The organism is Paenibacillus sp. sgz302191, assembly GCF_057749925.1.
Window position 1 is genome coordinate 236,753 of record NZ_JBYLHY010000009.1, and the last position, 14,083, is coordinate 250,835.

Here is a 14,083-nt window from a genome sequence, read left to right on the forward strand (position 1 = left end):
CCGAAACCACGGCAATCAAGTGGAGTCGGAGGTTTCATTGTTGATTTTTACTTTCCTTGCACGATTTCGGCAAGTATTTCGTAGGAGCGCAGACGGGCGTTGTGATCAAAAATTTGCCCGGCCACAATGATTTCGTCGGCTTCCGTTTTATTCAGGATCTGCTGCAGCCGCTCACGTACCGTTTCTTTGCTTCCGGCAACCGTGAAGCTCAATTGCTTCAGGACGTGGGCTTTTTCCTGCGGCAGCCAGAGCGGCTCCATACTGTCCACAGGCGGCTTCAACAAGCCGGGCCGGCCGCGGATCAGATTGAGAAACAGCTGCTGCTGCGACGTGGACAATTTTTGCGCTTCTTCGTCGGTATCGGCGGCAACGACGCTGATGCCTACCATAGCATGAGGTTTGTCCAGCACTTTAGACGGACGGAAGCTGCTGCGGTACAGTTCCAGGGCCGGCATCAAATAGTCCGGGGCAAAATGGCTGGCAAAAGCGAACGGCAAGCCCAATTGGCCTGCGAGCTGGGCGCTAAATCCGCTTGAGCCGAGCAGCCAGATCGGGATGTTCAGCCCTTCGCCGGGAACGGCCCGCACGCCGGGCATGTTGGTTCCCAAGGACGGGTCCAGGTAACCGCGCAGCTCGCTGAGCAGTTCGGGGAAATCATGCCCGTCGCTGCCCAGACCGCGGCGCAGAGCGCGGGAAGCAAGCTGGTCCGATCCGGGGGCTCTTCCCAGCCCCAGATCGATGCGCCCCGGATACAACGATTCCAGCGTGCCGAATTGCTCGGCAATGACCAGAGGGGCGTGGTTGGGCAGCATGATGCCGCCTGAGCCTACGCGGATTCTCGAAGTGCCTGCCGCGACATGGCTGATAATAAGCGAAGTGGCCGAACTGGCAACGCCGGCCATGTTATGGTGCTCAGCCAGCCAATACCGGTGATAGCCCCACTTTTCGGCATGCTGCGCAAGATCAAGCGTCCGACGAAAAGATTCGGCAGGGTTGCTGCCTTCAACGACAGGGGCCAGGTCCAGAACGGAAACAGGCACCTCATCAAATCGCTTGTTTTGTTTGGTTGTACTACTATCTTCGAACATAAAGTCGTCAACCTCCTCGATAAGTAAAATCCAACGATAATAACCATGCTCTCATTATTAGATATTATGCAAATTAAAGCAAGTACCAACTTATTTGTAGTATAGTATCTTTTTTATACCAGCTAGGGATACTTTTTTAAATTTCCTTATAAAAGCCTCTGTTGCAGCGGTTTGCCGCTGTGGGAGAGGTTTTTTGCCGCCCGCAAATTCAGCGTATTTTCAGATAGTTTTTATGTTCTTATCAGCATAGCTTCAGGAGCGTTTCAGGTTAGGCATCTATACTCAAAACATAAAGTTAATCCAACACAGTTAGGTGGAATGAACATGAGCGCTAAACCAAGCCATAGTTCGGCCGAAGCTATCGTATACAACAAAATTTACGCCGCAGCTTCAGACAATGCCGTTTCCCGGTCTGTCGGCCAGATCAAGCTGGATGAACGCATTCGGAAAATCGTATCCGCGCTCTCCAATTGGTCCGTTATAGCTTAAACATTTTATAGATTGCAAATAAAAGAAAGGTGGTATATCCAATGAACGAATTAATTCCAACCAATCATACACCTGAGGAACGTCGCAAAACTTCCATGAAAAGCGTCTTCGCGGCTTTTATGGCCGGAGCGGTCGTAGTCGGCAGTCTTATGTTCGCTTCCGATAAGCTGAATTTGTTTACCGGCGGCGTTCAGCCGCTTGCAAGCGGAACGGTCGCCGCGGCAGCGGGAACGACGACCGGCCGCGGCGTACAGACCGCATCGCTGGGCGCTTCCACCGGAACGAACAGCATAGCTGCTATTGCCAAACAGGCCAGTCCTGCCGTAGTCAAAATCGAGACGAAAACGAAAGCGACCAAGACGAAAAGCAGCAACCCGCTATACGACAGCCCGTTCTTCCGGCAGTTTCTTGGTGACGGCAGCGGTGGCGGCAGCCAGTCCCAGGGCGACAACAGCGGCAGCTTGCAGGAAAGCGGGCTCGGCTCCGGATTTATTTTCGAGTCCTCCGGTTATATTTTAACCAATGAGCACGTAATTGACGGCGCCGATGAGATCGACGTGTACGTACAAGGCTACGATACGCCGTTCAAAGCGACTTTGCTGGGCAACAGCTACGATCTGGATCTGGCAGTGCTCAAAATTTCCGGAAACAAAGAGTTCGCCTCCTTGCCGATCGGCAATTCGGATAATGCTCAACCGGGAGACGGGGTTGTCGCCATCGGCAATCCGTACGACTTCGACTATACAGTTACATCCGGCGTGCTCAGCGCCAAAGAACGCTCGATCAGCATCGACGACCAGCAGGGCACAAGAAACTACAAGCATCTGATTCAGACGGATGCGGCGATTAACCCCGGCAACTCCGGCGGTCCGCTGCTCAATATGAACGGCGAAGTGATCGGCATCAACACGGCTGTCAGCTCGGAAGCTCAAGGCATCGGCTTTGCCATTCCGACAAGCACAATCAATTCCGTTCTGGATAAATTGAAAAACAACGAAGCGATTCCGAAAGAAGCTTCTCCTTACATGGGCGTCAGCGTTCAGGATGTTACGCAAGATATGCTGTCCGATTTTAAATTGAAAAATACCGATGGCGCCTTTGTCGCTGCCGTACAGCAAAAATCGCCCGCCTTCGAAGCCGGTATCCGCCAGTATGATGTCATTACGGCCATCAACGGAACGAGTATTTCGAGCGCAGAGCAGCTGACCAAACAGGTTCAGGCGGCCAAAGTCGGGGATAAGATGAAAGTGACGATTTCCCGCAATGGCCAATCTCAAGATCTGACGGTTACCGTCGGGGATAAAAATAACGCAGGCACTGCTTCCACCCGGAAATAAGCCGGATTGTGCAGGAAACCAGGACAAATGCAAACCCGTTGACTTATGCGTCAATGGGTTTTTGTCTTCCTGAGCCCGGGATTTCTTTTCAGTAAATGTTAAGCAGGCTATCAAGAAATGCTCAGGCCGCCCTCAGGGCCGATTCAGTTTCGTTCGTTACAGTATACATAACGAAAGAGACAACGATTTGGCACAAAGGGGTGGGCAATATGCACGCAAAATCTTTGCGGAATTTGGACTATTTTTTGGTTGCAGCGGTTTTGTTATCGGCTTTTTTAAACGTCTGGAATATTTGGAACCAGACCTATGTCAACGCTTATTACACGTCGGCGGTTACCAGCATGCTTCAAAGCTTTCATAATTTTTTCTTCGCATCGTTTGACCCGGGAGGCTTCGTTACAGTCGATAAACCGCCTGTTACGTTTTGGCTGCAGACCGCCAGCGCCTACTTGTTCGGGCTTAGCGGCTGGAGCGTCATCCTTCCGCAGGCTTTGGCTGGTATCGGTTCCGTATTGCTGATCTATTTTACGGTGAAGCCGACTTACGGCAAGATTGCCGCCCGCATGGCCGCGTTCGTTTTTGCCTGTACGCCGATTGCGGTAGCGGTTGCCCGAACGAACAACGTGGACAGCTTGCTTGTATTCACTTTGCTGCTCGCCGTCTGGATGCTGCTGCGCGGTATCCGCAATCACAAGTGGGGGTGGGTCGCAGCCGCCTTCGGCACGGTCGGCCTCGCTTTCAACATAAAAATGCTTCAAGCGTATATGGTTGTACCTGCTTTTTACTTGCTGTACTTGATCGCTTTTCGCGCCAATTGGAAAAAGAAACTGGCCGTTCTTGCCGCCTCAACCGTCCTGCTCGTCGCGATATCCGTCTCGTGGGCGGTGACGGTAGACTCGATTGCCAAAGACAGCCGGCCCTATATCGGCAGCAGCCAGACCAACTCCGTCCTGGAGCTGGCCTTCGGGTATAACGGCGTATCCCGTTTAACGGGCTCCGGGATAGTCGGTGGCGGCAGCGGGGGCGCGCCGAAAGAAGCTCCGGCGACGGCAGGCACCGCCACCGAGCAGGGGCAAACCGGCAGCGACGGCACAGCCTCCGCTGCAAGCACCGGCGCTTCAGCCGACGGAAGCGCGGTCGGACCGCAGGCCGGCGATGGTGGCGGCGGACCGATGGGCGGCGGCAGCGGCGGCGCATTCGGCACGGGGAGTGCCGGACCGCTGCGGCTGTTCCAATCCGGCCTGTCCGGGCAGATCAGTTGGCTGATCCCTTTTGCAGCCTTTGGCTCCGCCGGGCTGCTTGCAGGCATCCACCGCAGAAAGCCGCTGACGGACAAACAGAAAGAAACGCTGTTCTGGCTCGCATGGCTGCTTCCCGCCATGGCATTCTTCAGCGTCGCAGGCTTTTTCCATCAATACTACCTGATCATGCTCGCTCCTTCGATCGCAGCGCTTGTAGGAGCAGGATGGGTCGAAATGTGGAGGCTTTACTGCGATAAGGCCGGCTGGCGGATGTGGCTGCTGCCGACGGGCATTCTCGCTACGACAGCGCTTCAGCTATACATCATGTCCGATTATACGAGTCAAATCGGTATCGGCTGGTCCATAGGGATCGGCGCAGCGGGCGTCCTGGTATCCGCATATCTCGGTCTGCGCACGCAAAAAGCGAAATGGAACCGGATCGCCGCCGCTGCCGGGCTGCTCGTCCTGCTGGTCGTTCCGCTGTATTGGTCCGCTACGCCGCTTATGTACGGCGGCAACAGCATGCTGCCTGAAGCGGGGCCTCAGTTGAAATCCTCGTCACAGGGCGCAGGCATGGGGCAAGAAGAAGTGAACGCCAAGCTGCTGCAATATTTGACCGAGCACAACACCGGCGAAAAATATTTATTCGCCACAATGCGCGCCACATCGGCAGCGCCTTATATTATCGAATCCGGCAAGCCGGTTATGGCGATGGGCGGCTTTTCGGGGTCCGACCCGATTTTGACGCTGGCTCAGCTCAAAACTTTAGTGAAAAACAAAGAAGTCAAATACTTCCTGCTTGAGGGATCGGGTTCCCCGGGCAGCGACAGCTCCGAGCTGACGAATTGGATTCAAGAAAACGGAAGCGTGGTTTCGAGCGATGAGTGGCAGACTTCGGCTGCGGCAGCTTCGAACTCAACTTCGAGCACAACTCAAGACACGACGCAGGGCCAGGGCGCGCCAATGCGCATGGGCAGTTCGATGACGTTATACGAAATTCAATCCTAATCCGAGACAAGGAGTGTATCAAAATGAAAATCAAGAAAGCTATTATTCCTGCCGCAGGCTTGGGAACGCGCATATTGCCCGCTACCAAAGCTCAACCTAAGGAAATGCTGCCGATCGTCGACAAGCCGGCCATTCAATATATTGTGGAAGAAGCCGTTCAATCGGGAATTGAAAGTATTTTGATTGTGACGGGGCGTAATAAGAAGTCGATCGAGGATCATTTTGATAAATCCGTTGAACTGGAACAAATTCTTCGCGAAAAAGGCAAAAGCGAGCTGCTCACAGAAATACAGAACATCAATCAGATGGCGAATATTCATTATATCCGACAGCAGGAACCGCTCGGATTGGGCCATGCCATCCTTTGCGCGCAGCCGTTTGTCGGCAATGAACCGTTTGCCGTTTTGCTCGGCGACGACATCATGGTCAGCGATACCCCGGTGCTGCAGGAGATGATCCGGCTGTTCGAAACCGCGGATATGAATATTGTAGGCGTACAGCCCGTCCCGCCGGACGAGGTGAGCAAATACGGCATCATCGATCCGGTCAGAAACCTCAACCGAACGTATTCCGTGCGCGACATGATCGAAAAGCCGGCTCCGCATCAAGCGCCGTCCAATATGGCGGTGATGGGCAGATATATTTTGAAGCCATCGGTGTTTGACGCGCTGCAAACGATCGAGAGAGGGGCCGGCAACGAATACCAGCTTACCGACGCGCTGCGCGAAGTATGCCGTACCGAGGGGCTGCTCGCGCTCCAACTGAACGGAGAAAGATATGATATCGGAGACAAATTCGGATATATGAAGGCATTCGTAGAAATGGGCCTGCAAAGAAAAAGCCTCCGTACGCGCCTGCTCGATTATCTGGAGATGCTTATATTGAAGGAACGCGGTAAAGAGAATATGAAGAAGAGCGTATGAAGCTTTGCCCAGTACAAGAGCGATACGCATGGATTGAAAAAGCATGATCGCAGCGGTTTCCCGTAAACCTTGCCGCCGATGATGCTTTTTCTTTTTTTACCGTCATTTGGCCCTCTTCAGCGCGGTTTGGCGCTTTTGCCGCATTCAGGGGATTCTCAGGCAGTTCTCATTGTCTCTTAAGGGCAAGCTCAGGGGATATTCAGGTTAGGGGTCTATACTTGTCCTTGTAAGAAACAATAACTTATCCGAGAGGTGGAACTACATCATGAAAGCACTAAGCAAAAAAATCATCGCCGGCACTCTTCTTACTACTTGCCTGTTCAGCTCAGGCAGCGTCCTTCTCAATAGTCAAGCCTACGCGGCAACGCCGACTTCGAAGTACAGCGCAGCAACCGACACATCCGCAAATCAGGACAGCAGAATGGTCAAAGAAGGCGCCAAGCTGCTCGGGGTCGACGAGGCGGCAATGACTACGGAATTGAAAAAAGGCAGAACGCTATCGCAAATAGCTTCTGATAAAGGATTCGGCAAAGACGCTTTTCTACAAAAGCTGAAGGATGCCGTTAACACTTCCATCGACGCCGACGTTAATGCCGGCACGCTTACCAAGGATCAGGCCGACAAGCAAAAAGCCGCTTTTCCCGACCGTTTGAACCAGCAAATCGATAACGCAAACCTCGCAAACACATTGGCGAATTGGAATTGGCAAACGCAAAAGACCGACCCTGTCTACAATAACACAGCGACAACAGCGACCAACTCTCCATCCAACGACGATAAAGGTTTGATCGATATTAAAAATCATTGGGCTAACAAGTCCATCAATGATCTGGTAGGCAGAGGCGTTCTTCAGGGGGACCAGAACAAGCGTTTTAACCCGGACTCGACCGTCACACGCGAAGAGTTGGCTGCGATGCTGTCCAGAGGCTTTAATTTAACTGCGGACACTTCGAAAACTCCTAATTACTCGGATGTGCAGAAAAACAGATGGTCCTACAACAACATTGCCGCGGTAAAAGATTACCTCGATCCGCAAACCGACGCTAACGGCAATTCGGCCTTCAATCCGACCGACGGAGCGAAGCGGCAAGATGTAGCGGTCAGCCTCGTAAAAATACTTTTGAAGAACAAGCCTTCGACTACTTTGATGGACACGGCTTCCGCCGACAAACTGCTTAAAGAGAAATTCAAAGATGCCGACAGCATTCCTGCCGCTCTCCGTCCATATATCGCAACTGCGGTTCAACATAACTTAATTCAAGGGGACGAGCAAGGAAACTTCGCACCTACGCATACCATTACCCGCGCTGAAGTAGCGACACTGCTCGATCGTTGTCTCACCAGCGATAGCAGCCAATGAGCCGATAAAAAAGACGCCTCCCAAACCTTTTAGGTGTGGGGGCGTTTTTTTTGTTGCCATATGCAGCGCTAAGCGCGTGGGGCAGTAGGACAATCGTTCTGATTGGCGAATAAATCTGCCTCTGAGTGCAGCCCCACATCTTCGAAAGACCTCGATAGAGGTTTATCTCATCGCCGAAGGCGGGCGGGACCCGGCTGGCACCTGAAAAGCTGAAAAAATGCAGGCTTCTTCTGCGAAAAGTGCCGCACTTGGGCGTGGCTCCTGCGCAATAGCTCCTGGCGCAACAGCCCCTGGCACAACAGCTCTCGGCGCAACATCTCCCCGGTGCAACATCTCCTGACGCAACAGCCCTCGGCGCAACATCTCCCCGGTGCAATACCTCCCAGCACAACACCGAGCACGCAAAACCTGCGCCTGTCAGGCCGCCCAGTAACCCATGCTAAGGGAGGTCGCCCAATCCGCCCGGTTGCGTGAAGAAAACCTGCAAAAGTGCAGTTTTTGCTCGGTTGATGCGCTGGCTACGACAAATTCCTGCAAATGTGCAGGCTTTTCGCCGCGAACATGGGCTCAGGTTCATTTTCATCGAAAATTCCTGCACAATTGCAGGCTTTTCGCCAAAATGAACCACTTTTATGAAAAAAACCTGCGCTTTCGCAGGCTTTCCCTTGCCAACCACCTTGTTCCCTCCACTTCAGCACATCCACGGGAGAAACCTACACTTCCGCAGGATTCTCCCTGCCAACCGTCTTGTGCCCTCCACTTCAAGCGTATCCACGGGAGAAACCTACACTTTCGCAGGGTTCTCCCTGCCAACCACCTTGTGCCCTCTCACTTCAAGCGTATCCACGGGCAAAACCTGCGCTTTCGCAGGCTTTCCCCGCGTTGTCCGTGCTGATTCTAGCGGGCGAGTTTCAACGCTCTCGCGCTTTCTCAAGGCCCTCCATCGCTGCTCATGATCAGCGTTTTTTCAAGTCGTTCATGATGCGGCGGCCTGTCGGCGTCTGGGCCAGGCCGCCGCCGGCCGTTTCGCGGTGCTGCTCCGGCATCGCCGATCCTACCTCGAGCATCACCTGGATGACCTCGTCGGACGGGATGACGCTCCGCACGCCGGCGAGCGCCATATCCGCTGCCGCGAGGGCGGTGACGGCGCCGAAGCCGTTGCGGACGATGCAGGGGATTTCGACGAGCCCGCCTACGGGATCGCAGATGAGTCCGAGCGAGTTTTTCAGCGCGAGGCCGACGGCGTGAACCGCTTGTGCGGGCGTGCCGCCGCGCAGTTCGGTCAGCGCGCCGGCCGCCATGCCGATGGCGGAGCCGACCTCAGCCTGGCAGCCGCCTTCGGCGCCGGAGACGAAAGAGTTGTTGGCGATCACGTAGCCGATAGCCCCTGCGGCGAATAAGCCGTACACCAAATGTTCGTCGCTCCAGCCGAACCTTTGCTGACAGCTGACGAACACGCCGGGAATAATGCCGCACGAGCCGGCCGTCGGCGTCGCGATGATTCTCCCCATGGACGCGTTCACTTCCGAGACGGCCAGAGCGTAGGCCATGGCCAGGCTCGCATCTCCGCCAAGATTGGGCTCGGTTTGGCTCCGATAAGCCATGACGCGCTGGGCGTCCAGCCCGGTCAAGCCGCTGCGCGATGTCGTATCTTCCCGCAGCCCGCGCTGCACCGCGTCTTTCATAACGGCGTAATAGTCCGCCATCTTGGCGAATTCCAGCCGGGAATCCCGTCCCGATTCAGCGGACTGCTCCTCCAGCATGAGCCTGCCAATGCCGGTTGCCTTGGACTGGCTTAACGCGGCTAGCTCGTCTAATGTGCGAAAATTCATTACGTCCAACCTCCTATTGCAAATCTACGATTTGTATCGACTGCAATGCCGGTATATGGCGCAGTTCCTCCATAAGCTCAGCGGTCACCGGACCGTCCAGTTCCAGCACGGTGAGGGCATCTCCGCTGCGGCTTTTGCGGTCGACAGACATGTAGCCGATATTCGTTTCATGCTGGCGCAGCAGCTGGGTGATATCGGCAATGACACCGGTCCAATCGCGGTGCTGCAAAACCAGAGTCGGGTAAATGCCGGTCATTTTGACGCTGAATCCGTTCACTTCGACGATCTCAATGTTGCCTCCCCCGATGGACGTGCCGACTACAGTGAGCTGCTTCTGTTTCGTTGGGCCGGAAAGAATCAGCTTGGCTGTGTTCGGGTGCGGATATAAGCCTTTGCCGATTTCAAAGGCAATGTGCAGCCCGCTCTGTCCGGCGATTTCAAGCGCATTCGAAATGCGGGTATCATCAGGCCGGAAATCGAGCAGCCCGCCGACAATCGCCCGGTCGGTGCCATGGCCCGCATAGGTGGCGGCGAACGAGCCGAAAAAAATAATGTGCGCATCGGCAGGCTGTCCGCCGAAAAGCTGGCGAGCCGCCCGGCCAATCCGGGCGGCTCCTGCCGTGTGGGAGCTTGACGGTCCGACCATAGCAGGACCGATAATGGAAAAAACGTCTTTAAATCGCATGAGCCATCGTCTCCGAGACAAGGATATACAATCCGCAAAGGACAGCTGGATAGCCGCGGCTTGAACGGACATGGACGTTTGGGGCGGGGACACGCCGGCCGGTACGAGACAATCGCAGGACTCGCCGTCCAGCCGTCCGGGCAGCTCCGTTTTGGCCTGAGCCGATAGCCCGGCGTCCGTAAACGCCGTCGGTCGAACCAGCCGTTTTGGACAGTTTATGCGTATAACGCGCAATAAATTCAGGAATCGGCCGCTTCGCGAGCTGAGCAGCAAGCGATTTGCCCGCTTGATCCGCAGCAGATGCCCGGAAATGCCGCATCCGCATCCGTATCTCCGAACAGCCCCTCGCGCACCATTTTGCTGCAGTGCTTTCTTCGGCCGGACAGCTGTTAATGGGAGGCGTCCTTACTCCACCGGGCAGCCGCGGTCATAGCAGCAGTGACATTTTACGAGAAAAATTTTATAATTTGCATGTGTAAAGTGCTTAAAGCTCAATTCGAGCAAAAATCAATCATCGGAGTCCCTCCCGATCCGGAAAACGGGTAAAGCGGAGGCTGAAGGCAGGAGTAAACTTACATGCGGAACAGATCGGGGAGTCGCCTTTTACGCTGCAGCAGCAGTCTTGGTTTTATTTGTTTGTCACTCGTCCTGTTGTTCGGGTCGCTAGTGCCGGCGCCGGTTAGCGCCAAAGCTCAGGGCGAGCAGCTTATTTGCCTGGATCCCGGGCATCAACTGCACGGAAACAATGATCCGGAGCCCGTCGCTCCGAATTCAAAGGAAATGAAAGCGAAAGTGTCTTCCGGGACAACGGGAGTAGCCACGAAAAAGCCGGAGTATGTGCTGACCTTAGAAGCTTCGCTGCTGCTCAAAAAAGAGCTGGAACTGCTGGGCTACAAGGTGGTCATGACCAGGGAGTCCCACAACGTCGACATTTCGAATGCGGAAAGAGCACAAATGTGCAACGAAGCTCACGCAGATTTGGCCGTGCGGATTCACGCCGATGGCGACAGCTCTCCAGCGACGCAGGGCATCTCTGTGCTGTATCCGGCATGGAGCGAGGGGACTCAAGCGATTTACGCCCCGAGCAAGGAAGCGGCGGAAATCATTTTAAGGGAAGCGGCAGCAGCTTCGGGAGCCGTATCCAGGGGCGCCGTGCCGCGCTCCGATTTGACCGGATTCAATTGGTCCAAGGTGCCGACGGTTTTGGTCGAGATGGGATTTATGACAAATCCGCAGGAAGACAGGAAGCTGTCGGATCCCGGTTACTTAAATAAACTGACCGGAGGGATCGCGGCGGGCATTAATTCGGCTTTGGCCGCCCGGGTGGAAGAGCCGGAGGTTGAGGGGCAATCCCGGATCTACATGCCGATCCAAACCTGGCTGTATGAATTTTCCAAGGGCAAAATGACCCGTACCCGGTCTGCTTTGTCGCCTCAGCCTTTGCAAGTTGCCGCCGCCAGGGGTGGCTGGGGAAAAGTGAATACCTGGCTTGGAGAGCGGTGGGTGTTCCTTGGGCATGCTTTAACCCCGATCCAGCCGGTGAACAAGCAAATTGAACTGCGGGAAAACACGGCAATCTACCGGAGCCCGCTTGATGTGGAGCCTGCGGGCTGGCTATCCTCGCAAAAGGTAAACGCCCGCGAGCAATGGAACGAGTGGTATTTGATCGATACCTGGCTGGGAGAAATGTGGGTCAGGACAGCGGCGGAAGTGTAAGAAGTCATTGGATAGTGGGTTATATTTTCGTTGCCCTTGTGGTATACTGGATTCAAGACATGCGTACAATGCTAAGAGAGCCGTGCTGGTAACACGACTCTCCGCGCAATAGCCGCTTTTAAGGGCGGTAGGCTTTAGATAGGTTAACACGATCAGAAATAGACCGTTACCTTGGGTAGGGCGGTCTATTTCTTATTTCTGAAAGACAGCAGAGCTACGATAAGTAGTCCGAACGTAAGCATGATCATAAGTGCCTCGTATACTGTCACAGGCATCATCCTCCTTTCACAGAGGATTAGCCGACCGCCCTTGCAAGCCTATTCTATTTGCACACCGATTATAGCATATATTGGAACTTTCAGAAATATTTAAGCGAATATTAACGTGTTATTCAGCTGGTTATCAGCCTGGCTTCAGTTCACGATCTTATCATTTTATTAATCCCACGGATAAAAAAATGATGAGGAAGGTGAACGGAATGAAGGTTCGATACCGGCTTTTTTTGGTTTGTTTGTGGTCCGTCATTCTTGTCGTTTTAACATGCACCAGTAATCTCGAATCTTTGTTCTACAACCATACGGTCCGGTTTGCTTTCGATCCGCATCCGGATTTTTCACAGCTGTTTCTGTTCGATTTGACCGAAATTCATCCCGCTTGGATTATCGTGAAGACAGGCCATTTTCTCGGCTTCGGCATGATTGACGTTTTGGCCTTTTACTTAATACGGAAGCAAAAACCGGCAATGCTGGTTGCGATCCTGTTCGCCGTTCTTACCGAAATTCTCCAGCTTTTCTTCAATCGGGACGGCAGATTGTATGATATGATGATCGATTCCGCCGGAGTGCTTCTGTCCTATTTTGTCATTCGCGCCGTGTTTTCCTTGAAAAATCGGACTCCGTCCTCCTGGAACAAGCCAGGCGATTACAGCGGCAAGCAGTACGCCAAAAGCTGAACGACGGACTGCCCGTCCGCCGATTTAGCGGCCCGGCAGGTCGATCCGCCTTTCATCTTCGGCCCCAACTAGGTCCGGCCGGGATGTCCGCTCTAATTTTTCCGCCCGTTGGGGAATGCCCGGGAAGCTTGACGGTCAACAGTCGGTAGACGATGCCGAAAGCGACCCAGGCGAGCCCCATCCACAGGGCGTTTTTGTCGAGGAGCGAGAGCAAATAACCGATAAATCCGGCTCCGGCCAAAGGCAGCGCAAGGTAAAGGACCGTTTGTTTGAACGAACGCTGCCGGTCTTTGACATAACGCTTGACGATGACGGATATGTTGACAAAAAAGAAGGCGGTCAGCGCGCCGAAATTAACGAATTTCACCGCCGTATCGAGGCTGATGACCAAGGCAAGCAGGGAAATTGCGCTAACGATGAGGACGTTGACGACGGGGGTTTTGAACTTCGGGTGCAACGAGCCGAATACCCGTTTGGGCAGTATGGAGTCCCGCCCCATCGCATACAGAAGGCGCGAGACGCTGGTCACGGATGATAATCCCTGGGTAAAGATGGCGAGTACAAGCACCGTGATGAAAATGGAGCTAAGCACCGCGCCGCCGACGAGCTTGACGATTTCAAAGCCGGCCGAGTCCGTATTTTGAAAAGTCAGATTCGGATAGGCGAGCTGGGTCAAATAAGACGGCGCCAGATAAAGAATGCTGGCCGCAATAATGATGATCATAATGGCTCTTGGAATCGTTTTTTGTGAATCAATCGTTTCTTCGGACATCGTAGTGACGGTGTCAAAACCGAGAAAAGAGAAGCAAATCAGCGCTGCGCCCGCCAAAATAGCCGAAAACGGGATCTCCGTTTGAACAAAGGGCTGCAGCGGATGAATGTCGGCTAAACCGGTAAGATTTTTAAAGAGGAACAAACAGAACACGGCGATGAAGACAATTTGCAGCCATACGAAAATTTTGCTGAGATTGGCCGAAAAGCGGATGCCGATTATCGCAACGGCCGCCAAAACGATATTTAGCGAGACGATCCATACATAAGCGGGCACGGAAGGGAATTGCGCATGAAGATAAATGCCGAACGTCAGGCAGGCGATGATCGGCGAGAACAAATAATCCAGAAGCAGCGCCCAGCCTACCAGAAATCCGAGGTAAGGATGGATGCTTTTGCCGGTATACGTATAGGCGGAACCGGAGGTCGGGTACGTTTTGGACATAATGCCATAGCTGTGCGCCGTGAAAAAGATGGCGATAAAAGCAAGCGAATACGCCTGGGTCAGCATGCCCTGCGAATTTTCGTAAGCGATCCCGTAGATCGAGAAATAAATCATCGGCGTCATCCAGGCCAAACCCATATAGACGACTTGGCGCAGATTCAAAGTTTGGCGAAGCTTGACTTCGGACTTCATGATAGCAGCACTCTCCCTTGTTGTTAGTCTCATAAGAAAAAGCC

13 protein-coding genes are annotated in these 14,083 nt (G+C 53.7%); 7 read left to right on the top strand and 6 right to left on the bottom strand.

Annotated elements, in window-relative coordinates:
• Positions 1-47 precede the first annotated feature (47 nt).
• Positions 48-1,088, bottom strand: a complete 1,041-nt coding sequence (locus tag AC3G2T_RS15755) for an LLM class flavin-dependent oxidoreductase (RefSeq protein WP_488436084.1) — start codon at positions 1,086-1,088, stop codon at positions 48-50.
• Between the two features lie 324 nt (positions 1,089-1,412).
• Here AC3G2T_RS15755 and AC3G2T_RS15760 point away from each other — a divergent pair, with 324 nt between their 5' ends.
• From AC3G2T_RS15760 to AC3G2T_RS15780, 5 genes are all read left to right on the top strand, one after another.
• Positions 1,413-1,577: a hypothetical protein gene (locus tag AC3G2T_RS15760; protein ID WP_474684195.1), complete on the top strand. Its 165-nt coding sequence runs from the start codon at positions 1,413-1,415 to the stop codon at positions 1,575-1,577.
• A 41-nt stretch (positions 1,578-1,618) separates the two neighbouring features.
• A complete protein-coding gene (locus tag AC3G2T_RS15765) occupies positions 1,619-2,914 on the top strand; it encodes a S1C family serine protease (protein WP_488436085.1) in 1,296 nt (431 codons plus the stop codon).
• 209 nt (positions 2,915-3,123) lie between these two features.
• Entirely contained in the window at positions 3,124-5,163 is a 2,040-nt protein-coding gene (locus AC3G2T_RS15770; RefSeq protein WP_488436086.1) for an ArnT family glycosyltransferase, read from the top strand.
• Between the two features lie 23 nt (positions 5,164-5,186).
• Complete coding sequence (gene galU / locus AC3G2T_RS15775) at positions 5,187-6,086, top strand: UTP--glucose-1-phosphate uridylyltransferase GalU (protein WP_488436087.1); 900 nt, start codon at positions 5,187-5,189, stop codon at positions 6,084-6,086.
• 265 nt (positions 6,087-6,351) lie between these two features.
• Positions 6,352-7,446, top strand: coding sequence for an S-layer homology domain-containing protein (locus AC3G2T_RS15780; RefSeq protein ID WP_488436088.1), 1,095 nt, complete (start codon positions 6,352-6,354; stop codon positions 7,444-7,446).
• A gap of 439 nt (positions 7,447-7,885) precedes the next feature.
• Here AC3G2T_RS15780 and AC3G2T_RS15785 read toward each other — a convergent pair whose 3' ends face one another.
• The 3 genes from AC3G2T_RS15785 to sdaAB form a co-directional block, all read right to left on the bottom strand.
• On the bottom strand, positions 7,886-8,122 hold the full coding sequence (locus AC3G2T_RS15785; protein ID WP_488436089.1) for a hypothetical protein: 237 nt from the start codon (positions 8,120-8,122) through the stop codon (positions 7,886-7,888).
• 280 nt (positions 8,123-8,402) lie between these two features.
• Positions 8,403-9,278 (bottom strand): L-serine ammonia-lyase, iron-sulfur-dependent, subunit alpha, encoded by an 876-nt coding sequence (gene sdaAA, locus AC3G2T_RS15790; RefSeq protein ID WP_488436090.1) that lies wholly within the window; start codon positions 9,276-9,278, stop codon positions 8,403-8,405.
• 13 nt (positions 9,279-9,291) lie between these two features.
• Entirely contained in the window at positions 9,292-9,963 is a 672-nt protein-coding gene (gene sdaAB, locus AC3G2T_RS15795; protein ID WP_488436091.1) for an L-serine ammonia-lyase, iron-sulfur-dependent subunit beta, read from the bottom strand.
• 576 nt (positions 9,964-10,539) lie between these two features.
• Here sdaAB and AC3G2T_RS15800 point away from each other — a divergent pair.
• Positions 10,540-11,679: an N-acetylmuramoyl-L-alanine amidase gene (locus tag AC3G2T_RS15800; RefSeq protein WP_488436092.1), complete on the top strand. Its 1,140-nt coding sequence runs from the start codon at positions 10,540-10,542 to the stop codon at positions 11,677-11,679.
• 185 nt (positions 11,680-11,864) lie between these two features.
• On the opposite strand, the gene AC3G2T_RS15805 is transcribed toward AC3G2T_RS15800, so the two are convergent.
• Positions 11,865-11,957, bottom strand: coding sequence for a putative holin-like toxin (locus tag AC3G2T_RS15805; RefSeq protein ID WP_474684204.1), 93 nt, complete (start codon positions 11,955-11,957; stop codon positions 11,865-11,867).
• A 200-nt stretch (positions 11,958-12,157) separates the two neighbouring features.
• Here AC3G2T_RS15805 and AC3G2T_RS15810 point away from each other — a divergent pair, with 200 nt between their 5' ends.
• The gene (locus AC3G2T_RS15810; RefSeq protein WP_488436093.1) at positions 12,158-12,631 is read left to right on the top strand and encodes a VanZ family protein; all 474 of its coding nucleotides are present in this window, start codon (positions 12,158-12,160) and stop codon (positions 12,629-12,631) included.
• A gap of 52 nt (positions 12,632-12,683) precedes the next feature.
• Here the strand turns inward: AC3G2T_RS15810 and AC3G2T_RS15815 are convergent, their stop codons facing one another.
• Entirely contained in the window at positions 12,684-14,039 is a 1,356-nt protein-coding gene (locus tag AC3G2T_RS15815; RefSeq protein ID WP_488436094.1) for an APC family permease, read from the bottom strand.
• Positions 14,040-14,083: the final 44 nt, after the last annotated feature.